Raw genomic sequence first — 18,601 nt, forward strand, 5'->3', positions numbered from 1 at the left:
TATCATCTGTTATATCAAATTTCTTATTCTTCTACTGCTTCTTCAGCCTCAGCTACTTCTACGTCTTCACCTTCGTAAACAACGTCTTCAGCTGCTCCCTGATTTGCTTCGATAACAGCGTCTGCCATCTTGGAAACGATCAGTTTTACGGCTCTGATAGCATCATCATTTCCTGGAATTACATAATCAAGTTCTTCCGGATCACAGTTTGTGTCTGCGATACCGATCAGCGGGATTCCCAGAGTGTGTGCTTCCTGAACGCAGATTCTTTCTTTCTTCGGGTCTACTACGAAGATTGCATCCGGGATGTTCTTCATTTCCTTGATACCGCCAAGGTTCTTTTCCAGTTTTTCCCATTCTTTCTTAAGAGCGATAACTTCTTTCTTCGGCAGTACGTCAAATGTTCCGTCTTCAGCCATTGTCTCGATCTCTTTCAGACGTTCGATTCTGCTCTGGATTGTCTTGAAGTTGGTAAGCATACCACCTAACCATCTTTCATTTACATAGAACATTCCGCAGCGTTCTGCTTCTGTCTTGATAGCATCCTGAGCCTGTTTCTTTGTTCCTACAAACAGGATCTTTCCGCCTTCAGCTGCGATATCAGCAACTGCCTGGTAAGCTTCATCTACTTTTCCAACGGATTTCTGTAAGTCGATAATGTAGATTCCGTTTCTTTCTGTGTAGATGTACTCAGCCATTTTAGGGTTCCATCTTCTGGTCTGATGTCCAAAATGAACACCTGCTTCTAAAAGTTGTTTCATTGAAATAACGCTCATGTTTCTTTCCTCCATTTGGTTTTTTACTTCCGTATGTTTAGGTCCCAAAACCGTGCATCTGATGCGTTGGCACCATTGGGATGAACCACATACGTGTTTTTTTGCAACGCACAAATTATATCATAAAAGCCCTGCATCTGCAAGGCTTTTCTTTACTATTTTATTTGACTGTTTTCTGTGATATCATTTTCTTTTTCAGCAGCTGCAAAAAAGCAGGTAGCCGAATAAAATACACAGCAGAGCAATAAGTATTCCCACGAAAATATTGGGAAGAAACATCATTATTATGATTCCGACCGCGATAAAAAACAGCGCAAATCCGATGATCCGTTTCATTTTATTTCCATCCCTGCTTCCGGTCTCTTTCTATATTGTATGTTATGTTTCCCGGGAGTATTCGTGACGGCCTGTTTATGCTTTCTTCTCAGCTTCTTTCTCAGCTCCGTCCAGGATATCCACCACATCCTCTTCGGTCATTTTGTCCGTTTTCGGTGCTTTCAGTCTGTCGATGACATCCGGAACCATATCGAGAATCTTGGTCATCGTATCCTGGTTCTTGATATTGACAAGACGGGTCGTTCCGTTCTGAATGACAAGCACGGCACACGGGGTCATCTTTCCGCCAAGTCCGCCGGCTCCCTTTTCTTTCTTATCCGCGTTAAATGCACCGGCGCCTACTGCAAAGGAAACGTCGACAAGCGGGAGAATGATTGTATCTCCGATATGGATCGCATCTCCTACTACCGTTTTGGAAGATACCACTCCATTCATTCCTTTGAATAAGGAATCCATTGTGTCCTTGAATCGATTTTCTTCTGCCATAATCTGTTCCTCCTGTTTTCTTTCTTCTATTCTGAACGATTCTTTATTATTTCATTCTTTTACGCACATCTTTGATCAGTATACGGATATCTCTGTTCCAGATCAGGCACCAGACAAGCGCTATCAGATGAAACAGCCGTAGTCCGCCCCGGATCTTAACGCTTCCTTCCAGCACTTTTTCTTCAAAATCAGGCTCTATGTTCATATGTTCCCCCACAAAGGGATAAATCATACTGAGCAGTGCAAGCGTCTTGCCGGTTAAATACGGATCCTCAAAACCGAAATGAATATCCCCCGTTATTTCTTTCGGTCTCAAGAAGCGCCTGATCCAGACTGTCTCTTTCATCAATTTTGCAAATGCCCTCTGATGACTCTCATTCTCAAGAAATACCGTAATCTGTTCTTTTGTTTCGCCGATTGCTTTTATTTTATCACAGATTTGCCGGAATGTATATTTGATCTTTTCAAATATTTTCCGGAATCGCTCGCAAAGTTTTTCGATTCGGGACATTTCCTCCGGTTCTGTTTTATGAGACTTCGTATCTTGAAACTCCTTTTTTAAATGTTCTGCATCCAGATCTTTTGCGTCCTTTGATTTTGTATTCTGTGTTTCCTTGCCCTGAACTTCGGTTTTCTGCAATTTGACTTCTGCCCGCTCTTCCTTACCGGTTTCTGCAGACTTCTTCTCCTTTGCATTTTCCGATACATCTTTCTCTTCTATTCTTTGTGTTTTCGGCACGTTCACAGATTTTTCTTTATTCTTTTTTCCCCTCTTTTCTTTCGGGGCTGCTTCCTTATCTTTCTCTGCTTCACTGGAAAATCTAAGCCAAACCAATCCGAGCTTCCACTTCAGCTCCCCATTTTCAAACGAAACCTTCAAGCGTATGAGATGAAGCAGCCACGAGACACTTCCATGGGCTTTGATCTCACTTACATTTCCCGGAAAATCCGCGTCGGCTGCGTACCGCACCGGCACCAGAAGGACAATACAAACAAGCAATACCAGAATTCCCAGTATCACAGCCAGTATAATCCCTATGATTTTCAATATCAGTCCGATGAGATGGAGCATCTTTTTCTATTCCCCCACGCTATATTATTTCTTTTCCTGGTCCCTAATATAGGAACGTATATCCACATCGCCGGTCTTTTCATAGACTTCTCTGATAATCTCCTCTACCAGATAGACCGCATCTTCATATCCGGATGCCAGACCAACCACAAAAACATCCTCCTCATACAGCATTCCCTGTCGCAAAAGCGATGCAGAATAGAACTCAAGCTGATTCTCACCTTCTTCGGTCAGGACAAGAAGATAGGTTGTCAGCGGATATTTGCCCGACTTCATATTCCGGATAATTTTTTCTTTCTTTTTCCCGATGTCCTCACTGACATACAGATGTTTGTAAAACTTCATGTTTCCCATCCGTTCTGCGTCCGAATAACTATCTATTGATAGTAATACGCATTAAATATCTTTTTCGCAACACTTGTTCCGGTGATGCTTGCCGTATCAGCATTTTCCACGACCGCACTGACTACAATGTCCGGATTGTCCACGTTGGAAAATCCTACAAACCAGGAATGAACCGTCTGCTTATCTACGCTTACTTCCGCCGTTCCTGTCTTGCCCGCCACAGTATAAGATTCTCCGGAAAGGGCAGTTCCGGTACCGTAATTCACAACATCCGTCATATATTCGGTAAGCTGCGCCGCCTCCGCCGAGGTCATCAGATCCGCATATTTCTCCGGCATGTATTTTTTCACAGTTGTTCCGGTATAATTGGTGATCTGATCCACCAGATAAGGCTTCATTAAGGTTCCTCCGTTCGCGATTGCTGCGGTGATCATAGCCATGTGATATGGTGTTACCACCGTTTTCCCCTGGCCTATCGCGGTCATCATCGTCTCAGCACTGTCCGAATCACCGGTCAGTCGGAAACTGCTCTCGCGATAAGACAGATCACACGGAATCTTTTTGTCAAACAGAAGGTCCTCCGTCGTCTTCTTCCATTTATCTTTATCAAGCTGAAGCCCGATATTTGAAAATGATGTATTGCAGGAATTTGCCACAGAATCCGCAAGATCCTCCTGCCCGTGAGCCGTCTGTCCGTAGCAATGGATTGTCGTTCCGTCCGCCTCGATAGATCCCTCGCAGTAATGTGTATAGGCATCATCGGCATCGGGATGTTCTCTTAAATATTCCAGAGTCGTGACGATCTTGAACGTGGAACCGGGCGTATACTGTCCCATAGTCGCTCGGTTGAAGAGCGAACTGTCCGGATCGTTGTTCAAAGCTTCCCAATTCTCCGCTACGGTATTCGCATCGAATGTCGGCTTGGAAACCATAGCAAGAATCTTACCTGTGCTGGCTTCCATCACCACTACGGCACCCTTGTTGTTGCCCAGCGCGTTATACGCGGCCTGCTGCAGCTTCGTATCCAGCGTCGTGACCACATTATCACCTATATTTTTCTCTCCTTTGAATTCCTTTGCCAGCTTTTCAAGGAAAAATGCATTGGAAGTCAGCAGATTAAAGTTCTGAATCGACTCGATCCCGTATTTTCCTTTTACAGAATAACCAACTACATGCGCATACAAATCGTCATACGGATATTCCCTGGTCTCTGTACCGTCTTCATCGGTCACAGTCTGTGCCAGTACTTCTCCGTTACAGTCCAGTATTTTTCCCCGGACTACACGCTTGGCGAGAAGATCCTGACGTACGTTATACGGGCTGTTGATCACTTCTTTGCTTTTCACTACATTGAAGTATACCATATATCCAATCATCACAAGGAACAATGTTACAAACATATATGTCACTCTGGCAAATTCCTTGTTGGTCATCTTCTTTTTCTTAGCTTCTTCCTTTTCGCGCGCCTTCTGCTCTTTTCGTGCCCGTCGTTCTGACAGAGGCTTTTCCCGAACCGGCTTTTCCTGAACTGATTTTTTGCGGTTGTTTTCCCGCGGTCCTTCCCCTTTCTTCTGCCCTTCGCTGCGCTGGCCGCTTTGCCGCTTTTGAGGTTGATACGTTCTTTCGTCGGGAAGGTTCTGAAGCTCTTCGTCCAGCCTGTCCATTTCGTAATTGCTGTGCTTTTTTTCTTTCAATATCCTCTTCCTCGTCTTCTCTTACTATATAAAGTCCCTGAATAATACCAAACATGATCACAGTGCTTAAAACTGAGCTTCCTCCGTAACTCACAAGCGGAAGCGTCACCCCGGTGGACGGAATGAACTTTGTCACACCGCCAATCGTGAGAAATACCTGGAATATGTAACAGGTTCCAAGTCCAAGTGCCACAAGCTTGTAGAAACGATCATGCAGTTCCATGGCGATATTAAGAAACATAATATACACACTGACGCAGATCATCGTCAGACAGATTGCAAATATCAATCCCATTTCCTCTGCGATTGCCGAAAAAATATAATCCGACTCTGAAACCGGAATCTTATCCGCAGCCCCCTGCATGAGTCCCATGCCGAACCAGCTTCCTGTCCCAATTGCCATCAATGACTGCGCCAGCTGCAAACCGCCTTCATTGTAAATCGCAAACGGATCCTTCCATGCAAGTACACGTACCCTCACATGGTTGAACAGATAATACGCTACTACGGAAGCTGCGCCTCCGGCACCCACCCCTGCAAATACGTACAGTGGCTGCCTCGTCGCCACATAGAGCATGACCAGGTACACGGCAAAAATGATCAGTGCTGCCCCCAGATCCTTGGAAACCACCAGAATCAACACGTGAACAGCAGCAACTACAGTCGTAATCACGACATTTTTAAAACTGGTATCCATCTTCAGGCTCGCAGCCGTAAAGAATACGAAAATGATTTTCACAAGCTCCGACGGCTGTAAGGCGAAACCACCGATCTGAATAGAAAGCAGTGCTCCACCGGTTACAGGACCAAAAATCAACACCACCGCCAGCATAATCACACCGGCTATTGCATAAAACCTTCTCCATTCAGAGAGTACCTTCACCTTACGGATAATGATCGGAACAATCAGACTGATTGCCACGGCTCCCGCTGCAATGATAAACTGCTTCACCGCCAGCGAATAGGATAATCTGGTAATCATAATAAACCCGATCGATAAAAGCATACACATATTGTTCACGACTAGGCGCGACACCTTCGGGTAGATTTTCGTATACAGAAGAATGATCGTCAGCAGAAGCACGACCTGCATTCCATAGAACCCAATCATCTTCTTCTCTTCCGTCTGCAAATACAGCACCAGAAACGCTGTAAAATGCATGAGAAACATTAATACATTCTGGCGGCGAAGAATGCTCTTTTTCGTATATTCATCTGAAAAGCCAAAAACTGCAAAACACTCATACGTATAGACTGCAATCATGATGATCATGAGATATTTCGACAGCTCAACAACAATATTTACCAAATCTTCACCTACTTTATTCCTTTCTTCCAGTGTCCCCGGGTAAATTCTCCGTCCAGGTATACTGCCTCCTCCTCATAAAGCTGCAGAATCCTGCCGGTCTGCCGGGCATTCTCTACTGTAAACATCAGGCGGAAGCCTCCTGCTCCAATCTGATCTGCCTCCTGCATCCGGTCTGCAAGATAGAGTGGTACCTGATTATAAATCACATTATAACAATAATCACACTCATTTTGTACCATAAACTGTTTTCGATATCTGTCAGTTATTGTCATACAGGACGATTCTTTTTTACATCTGCCCAGCGTTTTGCGGACACATCCGGCAGATACCATCATGGGAAGGTGTCCGTACAGAATCAGTTCTCCGTCCTGCATCGGAAGTGACTCCAATTCTCTGGCAGTCAGTTCCAGCGGAGCTGTGAACCCATAAATCCCCTTCTCCTTCCAGAACGCCAAGCCCTCGCGGTTAAACTGATAGAGGTTATATTCTGTCATAATACGTCCTTCAAACCCGCGTTTCTTCAGGAACCCATAGCTTTCATAATTCCGGATCATGACGCCGTCCCATCCGGCATTCAGGATATGGTCATAGCCTGCATCATACCGTTTCCGTGTCGTTTCCCGGAAAATATACGGCATGATCAGCCAGATCTCTTTCCCGGATTCTTTCACATCCCGAATGACCTCCCGAAGCATCTCATTTTCCCAGATTTTCGGGAACGCTGCACAATCCGCATAGATCCGCTCAATCATTCCGGATCCTGTCAGCACGCGGATCTGCTCCAACGTCCGGGCAGAAGCGGTAAATCTATGATGCGTCGGCATGGAATCTATCATAGGATTCGCCATAACAGCGGGGACAGTTTCCCTGATATCCTGCGCATCCGCTTCCTTTCTTCTGTACCTCTCTGTTATTTCGCATTGCAGCTTGTCCAACGCCTCTCTTCGGATCTCATTGAGCTTTTGCATGGGAACGAACGCGTTTCCTGTGATCTCGATCTGAAGTTCTTCGAATTCAAACGGGGTATTTCCCGTCTTTTCTAATTGCTTTTTCACACGTTCAACATCGATTGGGTGATTCATGGCTTCCTGAACCTTATCCGAACATACCGTAAAGCAAATATCGCCGTATGATACCGTTAGTTTAGCAGAATCTCCAACGGAAAGTATAAAAATTCCCTTAATTTTTTCTTTTATTTTTCTATCCACATATAGCTCATGAAGCTTCTGGATCAACACTTCGTTCCTGATCCTGCTCAATACCATTCCTTTCGCAGCCGGAGTATCGGCAAATACCGGAATGGTCAGTGACGCACCTTTTTTCACTGCCGTCTTACAGGTATAGTTGTTCGCCTTCTCCTTACCTCTCCGCATGGGAAGTTCAATGATATCCTGCGGATTCAAATCGATGAGTGCACGGCATTCCATATTCCTTCCGGATTTTTTCAGCACCTTTACTGCAGGGATCCCCGCATGGTTCGGCCTGTCCAGCGAAACCATCTCTCTCCCGTTCTGTGTGTGATAATATCCGGTGTGAAATCCTCCCCGATTGTACAGATCCAGAAGTACACTCCGATCCGCTTCTTCCACCCGGAACTTCTGTTTGGCAAATACCTCCGGATCTGTCCCTTCTGGTGCTTTTTCAAGCAGTTCCAGATACAGATCCGTATATTTGCGGTATAAATGCGCGACTGCCGCTACATATTCCGGTTTCTTCATTCTTCCTTCTATTTTAAAAGAATCTATCCCCGCTTCGACCATCTCGGGGATCAGATCCAGTGTACAGATATCCTTAAGACTGAGCAGATACCTGCTTTTGTCGTCTCCTTCAGCCTGATACAGAAGTCTGCACGGCTGCGCACACTGTCCACGGTTCCCGCTTCGCCCGCCAAGGAAACTGCTGAACAGGCACTGACCTGAATAGCAGTAGCAGAGTGCTCCATGCACAAAGCTTTCAATCTCCAGATCGGTCTCTTCTGCGATTTTTCTTACTTCTTCTATACCAAGCTCTCTGGCTGTCACCACACGTGTGACGCCTTCCTTTTCCAGAAGTTTCGCTCCATCCACACCGGTGATCGTCATCTGTGTACTGGCATGGACCGGAAGATCCGGAAATGTCTTTCTGATAAACCGGAGTACCCCGATGTCCTGCACGATCACCGCATCCAGCCCCTGACGGTAATAGGGATAGAGATACGCATAAAGCTCCTCTTCCAACTCCTGTTCCTTCAAAAGTGTATTAACAGTCAGATAGAGCTTCTTACCGTGCAGATGCACAAAATCGATTGCTTCCAGAAGTTCGTCTTCCGAAAGATTATTCGCATATGCGCGAGCACCGAACATCATACCTCCGGTATAAACCGCATCCGCTCCTGCAGCCACAGCTGCTTTCAGACTATCCATCGACCCTGCAGGTGCCAGAATCTCCACTTGCTTCCTCATACCAACCTCCTATAGCGCAAAATAGACTGTCATAAGACAGTCTATTTCTTACGGTGATTTTTCATCTCAGTTTCTAACTGTACGATTTTCATCTGTAATTCTCTGTTCTCTTCTTTCAGCTTGTCCAATGCCTTTTCAGCATTCTCATACTTTATCTGAATGGAAATCAGTTCATGCTTTAGGTCGTACATCTCTTTGTCTTTCGCTTCGATATCGCTCTCTAAGGCTCCACCCTGCTTCTTGGCCTTGAAGTAATCGTCTGCAATGTTAAGTGCCAGAAGTACATTCCTGGCTTCCGCACTCTGCTTGCGGTACCCCTCGCTGCTTGTACATTCTTCAATCTTATGGTTCAGATAAGTGGACACCTTCTGTAGATAATCTTCGCTCTCAAAGCCGCTCAGTGTAAATACCTTTCCACCGATGAGAACTTCTGTGTAATTTTTTGACGATGCCATAAAGAACCTCCTTACCCGCTCAATTCCTCATTTCATTATATACTATATTTAGACAAAAACCAACTGTTTTTCAATTTTTTTATCTAAATTTCAACGAATCATTGGTTTTTAAGGTCTATTCCAGCCCCAGATGATGGTATGCCAGCTCCGTGACGACCCTTCCCCGCGGTGTTCTCTGAATCAGACCATTTTTAAGAAGATACGGTTCATAAACATCTTCAATCGTTCCTGCATCCTCTCCGATCGAAGCGGCGAGCGTATCAAGTCCCACCGGACCTCCCTGAAATTTCTCGATCATCGTCAGCAGAATATTCCGGTCCACATGATCCAGTCCCTGACGATCCACTCCCAGAAGATCCAGTGCGTAAGAAGCCACTTCTTCCGTAATCACCCCGTCATATTTCACCTGGGCGAAATCCCTTACCCGCTTCAATAAGCGGTTGGCAAGACGCGGAGTCCCTCTGGAACGCCTTGCCAGCTCAAGTGCTCCTTTTTTGTCAATTTCCACATCCAGTACGTTCGCGGAACGCATGATGATCGTCTGCAGTTCCTGTTCCGTATAGAATTCCAGACGGTTGACCACTCCGAAACGATCGCGAAGAGGTGCGGTAAGCATTCCGGCACGCGTGGTCGCTCCAACCAGTGTAAACTTCGGAAGGTCAAGCCGTATGGAGCGAGCGGACGCCCCCTTCCCGATCATAATATCAATCGCGTAGTCCTCCATGGCAGGATACAGCACTTCCTCCACCTGCCGGTTCAGCCTGTGGATCTCATCTACAAAAAGCACATCCCCTTCCTGGAGATTATTCAGGATTGCCGCCATCTCTCCCGGCTTCTCGATAGCCGGGCCCGAGGTGATCTTCATATTGACTCCCATCTCATTCGCAATGATACCGGCAAGTGTCGTCTTTCCCAGTCCCGGAGGCCCGTAAAACAGTACATGATCCAGGGATTCCCCCCTGGACTTCGCCGCTTCAATGTAGATCTTCAGAGTCTCCTTTGCCTTCTCCTGGCCGATATAATCCTTCAATAGCTGAGGCCTTAAATGATTCTCTATCTTCTTGTCTTCTTCCAGATTCTCGGTTGTAATAATTCTCTTCGCCATATGCCGCCCCTTACATCAAAAACTTCAGTGCTTTTTTCAGCAGTTCTTCTACCGTTGTATTCTCATCCGTCTCTACCTGACGCACCGCGCGGAGTGCTTCCGTGCCTCCGTATCCAAGCGCGGTCAGCGCCTGCACCGCATCAGACTGTACTTCCTGTCCGCAGGAAGAAGCGTTCTGAACAGTTCCTTCTCCCTCCATCTGATGCGTCAGCACATCTTCAATACTCAGCTTGTCTTTCAGTTCCAGGATCAACTTCTCTGCCGTCTTCTTCCCGATACCGGGGGCTGCCGATATGGCCTTCACATCGTTCGCCATCACCGCAAACCGCAGTTCATCGGGCGTCAGCTGTGAGAGGATCCCGAGTCCGCCCTTCGGCCCGATTCCACTCACCCCAATCACAAGCCGGAATACTTCCAGCGCATCCCGGGTGAGAAAGCCGTAGAGCTGCATCGCATCCTCCTTCACATTCAGATATGTATGAATCTTCACTTCTTTCCCCGTAGGCGGGAGCTGACTCAACGACTTTGCCGGCATAAAAATGCCATAGCCCACCCCTCCAACATCAACCACTGCTTTATCTTCACTGATATAGACCAGTTCTCCTCGAATATATGAAATCATCTCTTCTGCTCCTTCCTGCTTCCCATGTCCAATCCCGCAAGCCTCTTCAGCATGGCCTCTGCCAGGATTCCTATCACAAGTCCGGTGATTGCTCCCGCAACCAGAAGCACCGGAAGATAATAGGAAACACTGAATGTCTCAACGATCAGCATGGCGATCAGAAGCTGCCCCACATTGTGCATGACTCCTCCCGCCAGGCTGACACCATATACACTGAACCAGCCTTTCTTCTTCAGAAAAACCATGACCGTAAGGCTGAGCATCCCTCCCGCCAGACTGTAAATGATACTGAAAAGATTTGCAAAAAGGAAGCCGGACAGTACGATTCGGGCAACAGACAGTGCATATGCTTCCTCTGTCCCCATCTTATAAAGAGCCACCACAACAATCAAATTCGCCAGTCCGAGCTTCACTCCGGGAATTCCGATGTGAAAAGGGATCAGACTTTCCACATAACTGAAGATCAGCGCCAGTGCAGTGAACACTCCGAAATATGTCACTTTTGTTCTCAATTTGCCGCCTCCTAATTCGTAACCGCATCCAGCTCCGATTCATCCTGATTTGCGATCTGGAGCACGATATTATTCGGAAGGCAGATAATATTTCCCCGATTCTTAGAAATCGCTTTCTGCTTCATACAGAGCTTATCCGGGCAGTCGGCCTGAATCATCTTCACCGTACCGTCCTCGATCCGCATCGTATTCGTTCCTCCGTTCAATTCCACTTCCTGATCTTCCGACAGATCATAGGATGCCACGACCTCACCGTCTATCCGCACAGTCACATACCCCGGATGCTTGTCCCCGAGCCAGAATCTCAGCGCACAGATCGCTGCTGCAACAACTACCACGATTAGCAATAAGAGCAAGTCGTTCTTTCTCAAATTCTTCTTATTCTCCATGACTCCACCTCTCTTCCGTTTATTCTAGCACAACATATCCCCGAATGCAACCAAACGTTCGATTGATTTTTCTCTGCAGTCACCTTATAATGATACTATTATAACACTTCGGAGGGAATTATGAAAAAATGGAAATTACCGGGGATTCTGCTCCTCATTACGATACTTCTTGTCAACGGATGCTCCAGCATTTCAAATGAACCTGCTTCCAGGACTTCCACCTTCTTTGACACAGTGATCACCATCACGGTCTACGATAAAAATGCGGACCACATATTAGACGAGTGTATGCAGTTATGTAAGAAATACGAACTTCTCTTCAGCCCGACAAATGAAGAAAGTGAGATATACAAGCTGAATCATGCAGGAGGCCAGCCGGTGGAGCTTTCCCGCGAAACCATTGAGGCGATCGAGATCGGGCTGAAATACAGCCAGCTCACGGAGGGTAAATTCGATATTACCATCGCGCCGCTGATCGATGCCTGGGGATTCCGCAGTGATTCTCCTTCTGTCCCGTCAGACAGCGCCATTGCGGAAGCAAAGAATCATATCGGCTATCAGAACGTCAAGATAGAAGGAAACACCGTCCGCCTTGCCGATGTCAAATCCGGCGTAGACCTTGGCGGCATCGCAAAAGGCTACATCGCCGACCGCCTCAAGGAATATCTCAAGGGACAGGGAGTCAAACACGCGCTGATCAGTCTCGGCGGAAATGTACTTGCACTCGGCGGGAAACCGGACGGAACCAGTTTCAATATCGGGATCCAGAAGCCGTTTGAAGAGACCGGCGTCACGATTTCTTCCGTAAAACTGAAAGATAAATCCGCCGTCACTTCCGGCATTTACCAGAGGTATTTTGAACAGGACGGGGTCCAGTACCATCACATTCTGAATCCGGTCACCGGCTATCCGTATGAAAATAACCTTCTGGGCGTTACGATCATCTGTGACTCTTCCGCCGAAGCAGATGCACTGAGCACGAGCTGTTTTGCACTCGGTCTAAAAGCAGGTATGAAGCTGATCGAAGATACACCTGCTGCCGAAGCGGTATTCATAACCTCAGACTACGAAATGCACTATTCCAGCGGATATAAGAAATAAACCTGAAACAGTGCACTTCGGCTGCAATTATTAATTTAGAACAAGCGGCCAGCGGATCTCTGCCTTGAAGAGATCTGCTTCGGTCTCTATGACGAAGGTTCCCTTCTGGAGTTCCACAAAACTTTTCACGATGGCAAGCCCCAGACCGGAGCCTTCCGTATTTCTGGAAACATCCCCACGTACGAAACGGTCTGTGATCTCATCCGGATTGAAATTCAGCTCCGTAGCAGAAATATTTTTGATCCGGATCACAGCCTCCTTCTCTTCTTTTCGGATCTCTACATAAACGCGGGTGCCCCCAAGCGCATATTTTGCCACATTGACCAGCAGATTCTCAAAAATCCGGTAAGTCTTCTGACTGTCCAGCAGAAGGTTCACTTTCTCTTCCGGAAAATCCGTGCGCAGTGTCAGATCAGCCGCTTTGATTTTTTCATCCAGCTCCAGTTCCACCTGTTTAAACAGATTCACAATATCGACCTGAACCAGATTCAGAGAAATATTGTCGCTGTTCGCTTTACTGATCTCAAACAGATCCTCGATCAGTACTTTCAGGCGCATGGATTTCTGATCCAGCACATCGATATAGGATTTCCGCTTTTCTTCGTCCGTCTCTTCCTTCAAAAGATCCACATAGGTAATGATCGCCGTGAGCGGTGTTTTCAGATCATGAGACACATTCGTAATCAGCTCTGTCTTCATACGCTGGCTCTTCACCTCTTCTTTGACCGCTTTTTTGAAGCCACTCTGTATCTTCTGTATCTCTTCGCGGAACGGACTGAAAATCCCCAGATCTTCCTTGATCTCCACATCCAGATTGCCCTTTGCGATCTCTCCTGTAGCTTCCAACAGAAGCGCATATTTCGTACGGATATCATCAAAACATTTCCGCAGGATAAAGAATAAAATGAGCGAATAGATTAAAAGTGCAAAGATACCGAACACCCACATCATGCAACAGATCAGAAGTATACAAAAATTAACCGCAACGATCTTCAGGATCACTTTGGTATTCTTCTCTTTCAGATCGATATCATAAAAGGAGTGGTATAACCGATGAAGTTTTTCTTTGATCCATTCATAAATACTTTTCAAACGAAGCCCGGATTTTTCCCAAAGCTTTACACATAGTACCCGTTGTGCTAGGTACCCCTTGATACCAAGTGTGTAGATCTGCCTTGTGCATCCTCCGATCCAGTATGCAACAGCAAACACTGCCATCCAGATCAGAAAATCTTCCGGGTAGTATCCTCTTCCCGTATTACGTGCCACCAGCCATCCGCAGTGATTCAAAATCCACGCCACGGTACAGCATCCAATAATCAGAACCGCTTCAAATGGTGCGTGGAATATGCGTTCCTCCCCGGTATGAAGCGTCTTAAAGCGAGGCAGAAGCATGGCAAGAAGGATCATCAGCATGGCAAGAGCGAAGAAAGTGTATACTTCGATATCCGGTGCACTCTCGTTGACATAGATCTGAGACACCAGATAGCAGTCAAGATTTTCCTGCGTCATTCCAAAGTAGAATACAGAATGAACCGGTGCTCCCGGAAGTTCATTATCCAATATCGGGTCACAAAACGGATAGTCCGTCAGTTCGCCGATGATTCTGCGAATGCTTTTTTCTGTCTCTTCTTCTCTGTCCCCAATGCAGTCAAGATAATAAGGCGTTCCGTTTTCATCATATCCAAAAGCAACTCCAAATGCGTATTGATCCCATTTTCTCAAAATATCGTTTTCTTCCGTATCCGTAATAATGGTTGTATTCTCTGTTTCAGCGGATGTTGCTTTGGAATCATCTGCATTGGTGTCCTCTGCAGCAGAATCCTTTGAAGCAGAATCTTCTGTCGTAGTCTCTTTTGCTATTTCCATCTGATAATTCACATAAGGAGCCAGCCCTTCAAACACCTGATAAACCCCAGTATATTCAGACCTGGGAAGATATCCATAGGCATCGTCCCCTTTGCCTTGTGCATAATAGAGCACATAACTGCTCATGAGCATCTCCTTTATCAGTTCTTCTTTATCCTGATAATAATCCTGCTCCAGTTCCTGCCTTTCTTCCATAGCGCGGTAGAATTTCCCATAATTCTCTACCATAATGATGCTTACAACTGCAAGTGCAGCAACAATAAGCACGATCGCAAGTTTATGCCTGTTTTTCAATTTTGTATCCAACGCCCCACACCACCTTCAAATATTTTGGTTCTTTCGGGCAGCTCTCAATCTTCTCACGGATATTCCGCACATGCACCATGATCGTATCCGTATTGATCGCCCGTTCATTCCAGACTCTTTCATAAATCTCTTCGGAAGAAAATACTCTTCCGGGATTCTTCATTAATAGTAAAAGAATCTTATATTCGATCGGTGTCAGTTTGACCGGTTCTCCGTCTACGGTTACTTCCACAGTGTCCTCATTCAGTTCAAGACCACCGACGACATGTATATTCTTCCCTTCGTTCTGTTTGTTTAATTTTTCTGCAAATCTCCGGTAGCGCCGAAGCTGTGAATTTACCCGGGCTAAAAGCTCCATCGGTGTAAATGGTTTCGTAACATAATCATCTGCTCCGATGTTCAGTCCCATGATCTTATCCACTTCTTCCGATTTGGCTGACAGCATGATCACTGGGAAATCATGTTTCTCACGAAGCTTCATTGTCATTGTGATCCCATCCATTCTCGGCATCATCACATCTACGATCGCAAGATGAATTTCTTCTCTTTCTATCATCTTAAGACCTTCAACACCGTCCGCGGCCTGGAATACCTCATACCCCTGGTTTTTCAGATAAATCTCAACACCTTCCCGGATTTCTTTGTCATCTTCTACTATTAATACATGATTCATTTCCATGTTCTTTTCCCTCATCTCTTCCATTCATTGCGTGCACCTAATGTACCAGGTCACACTTTCATATTATACACTTTTTTTCACCTCCGTAAAGCAAACACGTTTTTCTTTTGCTCTACGTATAGGATAGATGAGACTTCTTAAAGAACACGGCACAAAATGCTAAAGATTTTCTAAAGTTTATTCTCCAAATACTTTGTCTGTTTCTTATTGAACGAAATTGCAGGAGAAATACAAACTTTTTTCGTTTATAAAAATAGTGCTCGTCAGGCAGGCAAGACTTGGAACCTCTAAGAATAAGAAAAAGACCACTCCCCACTCGGACTGGCCTTTTCAATAAAAATTATTATTCAATTAGAAGCTAAGCAATGCTCCGATTATCGCAACAAAAACAAATATCATGACAATTGCAAAAGCAATCAGAGTCATAATCAGATATGCACGGCAGTAATTTCTACGATTCACATTGCCGTTCTTCTCAAATGCCCAGATACAGTAAATGATGATTCCAAAGCACGGTACTGCACCGATCAGCAAAGTAAGCAGCCACTCGCCCATAGAAAGCGGTGCTTCATTCGTCTGACGACCAGGATGGAAGTTGTAATTCTGATTATAGTTTATCTTCTGTGCCTGATTAGAATTTGTGTTATAATTCTGACCATTCTGGCTCTGATTCATATTGGGATCTGACGCACCGTTCGACTGACTGCCCGTCGCTCCTGTCTGCTGTGCATTTCCATAATATCCCATATTCGGATCTCCATAAGAAAAATGTCCCGCTGTCTGCTGCTTATGTACTGTGTCCGCATTCGGATCCGTGTAAACCGGCTCTTCATCCGGTTTAACCTCCGTCTGTTCCAAAACAGGCTTCTCCTGCTGTGGTACAGTTACCAATGTGTCTTTCGTAATCTGTGGTTCTTCGCTCACTTGTGCTTCTTCCCCCACCTGTGGTTCTTCGCACAGCTGTCGTTCTTCGCTCACTTGTGCTTCTTCTGCTCCTACAGTACAGCTTCCATCAGCCTCCGTCAGTTCCGCCGGAGTACCTGCCCCTTCCGGCTGCAAGTCCGGCTGTGTATCTAAAACGCTCTCTTCCTGCGATACCTTGTTCTCCAACTCGTTATCCATGGTATATTCCTCCTGTCATTCATCTACTTAAACTGGTATCATAATACCACAGCAAATATTAAAAAACAACATTCTTCACATACCTTTCACATTTCTCTTTCACTGGAAATGTACGCTTATACATTCCCTTTCCAAAGTCTGTATAACCGATACAGCCGGCTGCTCTCATCGTAACTCATCGGAGGTTCTCCCGGAAAATACCGTACCATCCGATACACATAAAACACCAGCATCCCGATCAGAATCACGATCAGACATTTCATCAGGATCTTGACATCCTTCTGGAGGATGTATCTTCGTATTCCAAATGCCGCAGCCCACATAAGAAGCACGTAGGAAAACGGATGAAATCTCCATGCGGATGCGAAATCTCCTCTCAGGATTGACAGCATCGCTCTCGTCATGCCGCAGCCCGGGCAAGGAAATCCGGTCAGGATCACACTGGGGCAGAGACTGTGAAGCACAAACTTTCCAAGAAGGAAATACAATACCAGAACAAGCAGCACAGGCCACAGGTTCCGGACATCCTGCCACACGAGCAGGAGTCCTTCTCCCATCACCTTCGCTGCTTTTTTTATTTGATGCTTCATATTATTTAATAATCTTCTTCGGACATTTTTCCGCACATTTTCCGCAGTTTGTACATTTTTCCGGGTCAATGTGGGCGATATTGCCTGTCACAGTCACTGCCTGGAATTCGCAGACCTTCTCGCACATCTTACATCCGATACATCCGACAGAGCATACGCTCATAACATCTTTTCCTTTATCTCTGGAGCTGCACTGAACCAGATGTTTCTGTTCGTATGGCACGATCTCAATCAGGCGTTTCGGACAGGCGCTCACACAGCTTCCGCAGGCTTTACATTTCTCCGGATCTACTACCGCAATGCCGTCTACCACATGAATCGCATCGAACTGACAGGCTTTTACACAGCTTCCAAATCCGAGACATCCGAAGCCACATCCTTTCGGACCGCCGTTCTGCATCTGGCTCGCCATAACACAGTCTTCAATTCCTGTATAGTCATAGGCCTGTTTTGCCTTGCCGCAGGTTCCGGCACATTTGACAAATGCAGTCTGACGGACCGTTTCTCCTGCGTCGGTTCCGAGAATTGCGGCAATCTTTTCTGCTACCGGAGCTCCTCCGACCGGACAGCGGTTATGTGGTGCCTCACCTTTCGTAATGGCTGCCGCAAGTCCTGAACATCCCGCGTATCCGCATCCGCCACAGTTATTGCCCGGCAGTGCTTCCAGAATTGCCTGTTCTGTTTCATCAACTTCTACCGCAAATTTTTTACCTGCAACTCCGAGGAAGACACCGATGAAAAGGCCGGTGCCGCCCACGATGAGTGCAGCAACTAAAATTCCTGTTATACTCATAATCCGGTCCTCCTATATGATTCCGGAGAATCCAAAGAACGCGATGGACATAAGTGCTGCCGTAAGCAGTACGATCGGTGTTCCCTGGAAAGACTCGCTGATATCATTGTATTCGATTTTCTCACGAACACCGGCCATGATGACGATGGCGATCGTGAATCCAAGTGCTGTTGCAAAACCATTTACCACACCTTCCAGAATGGTATATTCCTTCTGTACGTTCGTGAGTGCAACTCCAAGTACTGCACAGTTTGTTGTGATCAGCGGAAGATACACACCAAGTGCATTGTAAAGCGGAGGCATCGTTTTCTTCAGGAACATTTCTACAAACTGTACCAGTGCTGCAATGACAAGGATAAATACAATCGTCTGAAGGTATTCGAACCCTGTCGGCATCAAGATAAAACGGTAAATCAAACTGGTGATAAATGATGCAATCGTAATAACGAAGATAACGGCTCCTCCCATACCTGCAGCTGTCTCGATCTTCTTGGAAACTCCGAGGAACGGACAGATTCCCAGGAACTGGCTGAGGACTACGTTATTTACAAGTGCTGAACCAATCGCAATAATAAGTAATTCTTTCATCTCGTATTCCT

Annotated in this window: 19 protein-coding genes; 1 reads left to right on the top strand and 18 read right to left on the bottom strand. The window is 46.0% G+C overall.

Features of this window, described 5'->3' with window-relative positions:
* Window positions 1-23: 23 nt before the first annotated feature.
* The 12 genes from rpsB to ACTNBF_RS03060 all read right to left on the bottom strand — a co-directional run bounded on the left by rpsB (window position 24) and on the right by ACTNBF_RS03060 (window position 11,542).
* Complete coding sequence (rpsB, locus tag ACTNBF_RS03005; RefSeq protein ID WP_441015988.1) at window positions 24-776, bottom strand: 30S ribosomal protein S2; 753 nt, start codon at window positions 774-776, stop codon at window positions 24-26.
* Window positions 777-1,187: 411 nt separating this feature from the next.
* Window positions 1,188-1,598, bottom strand: coding sequence for a GerW family sporulation protein (locus tag ACTNBF_RS03010; protein ID WP_427806353.1), 411 nt, complete (start codon window positions 1,596-1,598; stop codon window positions 1,188-1,190).
* A gap of 46 nt (window positions 1,599-1,644) precedes the next feature.
* Entirely contained in the window at window positions 1,645-2,646 is a 1,002-nt protein-coding gene (locus ACTNBF_RS03015; protein WP_441088725.1) for a DUF2953 domain-containing protein, read from the bottom strand.
* A 48-nt stretch (window positions 2,647-2,694) separates the two neighbouring features.
* Entirely contained in the window at window positions 2,695-3,015 is a 321-nt protein-coding gene (locus tag ACTNBF_RS03020; RefSeq protein ID WP_441088726.1) for a hypothetical protein, read from the bottom strand.
* Window positions 3,016-3,047: 32 nt separating this feature from the next.
* Window positions 3,048-4,415, bottom strand: coding sequence for a peptidoglycan D,D-transpeptidase FtsI family protein (locus ACTNBF_RS03025; protein ID WP_441016021.1), 1,368 nt, complete (start codon window positions 4,413-4,415; stop codon window positions 3,048-3,050).
* Window positions 4,416-4,458: 43 nt separating this feature from the next.
* Window positions 4,459-6,018 carry an FtsW/RodA/SpoVE family cell cycle protein gene (locus tag ACTNBF_RS03030; protein ID WP_427819231.1) on the bottom strand — a complete coding sequence of 520 codons (1,560 nt, stop codon included), beginning with the start codon at window positions 6,016-6,018 and terminating at the stop codon, window positions 4,459-4,461.
* Between the two features lie 8 nt (window positions 6,019-6,026).
* Window positions 6,027-8,459, bottom strand: a complete 2,433-nt coding sequence (locus ACTNBF_RS03035) for a peptidase U32 family protein (protein WP_441088727.1) — start codon at window positions 8,457-8,459, stop codon at window positions 6,027-6,029.
* Window positions 8,460-8,500: 41 nt separating this feature from the next.
* The gene (gene zapA / locus ACTNBF_RS03040; protein ID WP_427806358.1) at window positions 8,501-8,914 is read right to left on the bottom strand and encodes a cell division protein ZapA; all 414 of its coding nucleotides are present in this window, start codon (window positions 8,912-8,914) and stop codon (window positions 8,501-8,503) included.
* Window positions 8,915-9,029: 115 nt separating this feature from the next.
* On the bottom strand, window positions 9,030-10,019 hold the full coding sequence (gene ruvB / locus ACTNBF_RS03045; protein WP_427806359.1) for a Holliday junction branch migration DNA helicase RuvB: 990 nt from the start codon (window positions 10,017-10,019) through the stop codon (window positions 9,030-9,032).
* A 10-nt stretch (window positions 10,020-10,029) separates the two neighbouring features.
* On the bottom strand, window positions 10,030-10,641 hold the full coding sequence (gene ruvA / locus ACTNBF_RS03050; RefSeq protein ID WP_441015973.1) for a Holliday junction branch migration protein RuvA: 612 nt from the start codon (window positions 10,639-10,641) through the stop codon (window positions 10,030-10,032).
* Window positions 10,638-11,153 carry a Gx transporter family protein gene (locus ACTNBF_RS03055; protein ID WP_441088728.1) on the bottom strand — a complete coding sequence of 172 codons (516 nt, stop codon included), beginning with the start codon at window positions 11,151-11,153 and terminating at the stop codon, window positions 10,638-10,640. Before ACTNBF_RS03055 ends, ruvA begins: the two co-directional genes overlap by 4 nt.
* A gap of 11 nt (window positions 11,154-11,164) precedes the next feature.
* Complete coding sequence (locus ACTNBF_RS03060) at window positions 11,165-11,542, bottom strand: NusG domain II-containing protein (RefSeq protein WP_441088729.1); 378 nt, start codon at window positions 11,540-11,542, stop codon at window positions 11,165-11,167.
* A gap of 120 nt (window positions 11,543-11,662) precedes the next feature.
* Here ACTNBF_RS03060 and ACTNBF_RS03065 point away from each other — a divergent pair, with 120 nt between their 5' ends.
* Complete coding sequence (locus tag ACTNBF_RS03065) at window positions 11,663-12,643, top strand: FAD:protein FMN transferase (RefSeq protein ID WP_441088730.1); 981 nt, start codon at window positions 11,663-11,665, stop codon at window positions 12,641-12,643.
* Window positions 12,644-12,673: 30 nt separating this feature from the next.
* Here ACTNBF_RS03065 and ACTNBF_RS03070 read toward each other — a convergent pair whose 3' ends face one another.
* The 6 genes from ACTNBF_RS03070 to rsxA all read right to left on the bottom strand — a co-directional run bounded on the left by ACTNBF_RS03070 (window position 12,674) and on the right by rsxA (window position 18,590).
* Window positions 12,674-14,818 carry a sensor histidine kinase gene (locus ACTNBF_RS03070; protein WP_427819224.1) on the bottom strand — a complete coding sequence of 715 codons (2,145 nt, stop codon included), beginning with the start codon at window positions 14,816-14,818 and terminating at the stop codon, window positions 12,674-12,676.
* A complete protein-coding gene (locus ACTNBF_RS03075; RefSeq protein ID WP_427806483.1) occupies window positions 14,790-15,497 on the bottom strand; it encodes a response regulator transcription factor in 708 nt (235 codons plus the stop codon). The genes ACTNBF_RS03070 and ACTNBF_RS03075 overlap by 29 nt, the downstream gene beginning before the upstream one ends.
* Before the next feature lie 351 nt (window positions 15,498-15,848).
* Window positions 15,849-16,619: a hypothetical protein gene (locus tag ACTNBF_RS03080; protein WP_441088731.1), complete on the bottom strand. Its 771-nt coding sequence runs from the start codon at window positions 16,617-16,619 to the stop codon at window positions 15,849-15,851.
* Between the two features lie 116 nt (window positions 16,620-16,735).
* The gene (locus ACTNBF_RS03085) at window positions 16,736-17,209 is read right to left on the bottom strand and encodes a DUF2752 domain-containing protein (RefSeq protein ID WP_441015967.1); all 474 of its coding nucleotides are present in this window, start codon (window positions 17,207-17,209) and stop codon (window positions 16,736-16,738) included.
* 1 nt (window position 17,210) lies between these two features.
* Entirely contained in the window at window positions 17,211-18,002 is a 792-nt protein-coding gene (locus ACTNBF_RS03090) for an RnfABCDGE type electron transport complex subunit B (protein WP_441024510.1), read from the bottom strand.
* A 12-nt stretch (window positions 18,003-18,014) separates the two neighbouring features.
* The gene (gene rsxA / locus ACTNBF_RS03095; protein WP_427806368.1) at window positions 18,015-18,590 is read right to left on the bottom strand and encodes an electron transport complex subunit RsxA; all 576 of its coding nucleotides are present in this window, start codon (window positions 18,588-18,590) and stop codon (window positions 18,015-18,017) included.
* Between the last annotated feature and the right edge of the window lie 11 nt (window positions 18,591-18,601).

This window comes from Bariatricus sp. HCP28S3_A4, from assembly GCF_052066395.1.
Taxonomy (GTDB): Bacteria; Bacillota; Clostridia; order Lachnospirales; family Lachnospiraceae; genus Allocoprococcus.

What these genes read in the sequence shown, in the direction of transcription:
- rpsB (WP_441015988.1), bottom strand. Translation starts at nt 776, where the DNA reads ATGAGCGTTATTTCAATGAAACAACTTTTAGAAGCAGGTGTTCATTTT.
- ACTNBF_RS03010 (WP_427806353.1), bottom strand. Translation starts at nt 1,598, where the DNA reads ATGGCAGAAGAAAATCGATTCAAGGACACAATGGATTCCTTATTCAAA.
- ACTNBF_RS03020 (WP_441088726.1), bottom strand. Translation starts at nt 3,015, where the DNA reads ATGAAGTTTTACAAACATCTGTATGTCAGTGAGGACATCGGGAAAAAG.
- ACTNBF_RS03025 (WP_441016021.1), bottom strand. Translation starts at nt 4,415, where the DNA reads ATGTTTGTAACATTGTTCCTTGTGATGATTGGATATATGGTATACTTC.
- ACTNBF_RS03035 (WP_441088727.1), bottom strand. Translation starts at nt 8,459, where the DNA reads ATGAGGAAGCAAGTGGAGATTCTGGCACCTGCAGGGTCGATGGATAGT.
- zapA (WP_427806358.1), bottom strand. Translation starts at nt 8,914, where the DNA reads ATGGCATCGTCAAAAAATTACACAGAAGTTCTCATCGGTGGAAAGGTA.
- ruvB (WP_427806359.1), bottom strand. Translation starts at nt 10,019, where the DNA reads ATGGCGAAGAGAATTATTACAACCGAGAATCTGGAAGAAGACAAGAAG.
- ruvA (WP_441015973.1), bottom strand. Translation starts at nt 10,641, where the DNA reads ATGATTTCATATATTCGAGGAGAACTGGTCTATATCAGTGAAGATAAA.
- ACTNBF_RS03060 (WP_441088729.1), bottom strand. Translation starts at nt 11,542, where the DNA reads ATGGAGAATAAGAAGAATTTGAGAAAGAACGACTTGCTCTTATTGCTA.
- ACTNBF_RS03065 (WP_441088730.1), top strand. Translation starts at nt 11,663, where the DNA reads ATGAAAAAATGGAAATTACCGGGGATTCTGCTCCTCATTACGATACTT.
- ACTNBF_RS03075 (WP_427806483.1), bottom strand. Translation starts at nt 15,497, where the DNA reads ATGGAAATGAATCATGTATTAATAGTAGAAGATGACAAAGAAATCCGG.
- ACTNBF_RS03080 (WP_441088731.1), bottom strand. Translation starts at nt 16,619, where the DNA reads ATGGATAACGAGTTGGAGAACAAGGTATCGCAGGAAGAGAGCGTTTTA.
- ACTNBF_RS03085 (WP_441015967.1), bottom strand. Translation starts at nt 17,209, where the DNA reads ATGAAGCATCAAATAAAAAAAGCAGCGAAGGTGATGGGAGAAGGACTC.
- ACTNBF_RS03090 (WP_441024510.1), bottom strand. Translation starts at nt 18,002, where the DNA reads ATGAGTATAACAGGAATTTTAGTTGCTGCACTCATCGTGGGCGGCACC.
- rsxA (WP_427806368.1), bottom strand. Translation starts at nt 18,590, where the DNA reads ATGAAAGAATTACTTATTATTGCGATTGGTTCAGCACTTGTAAATAAC.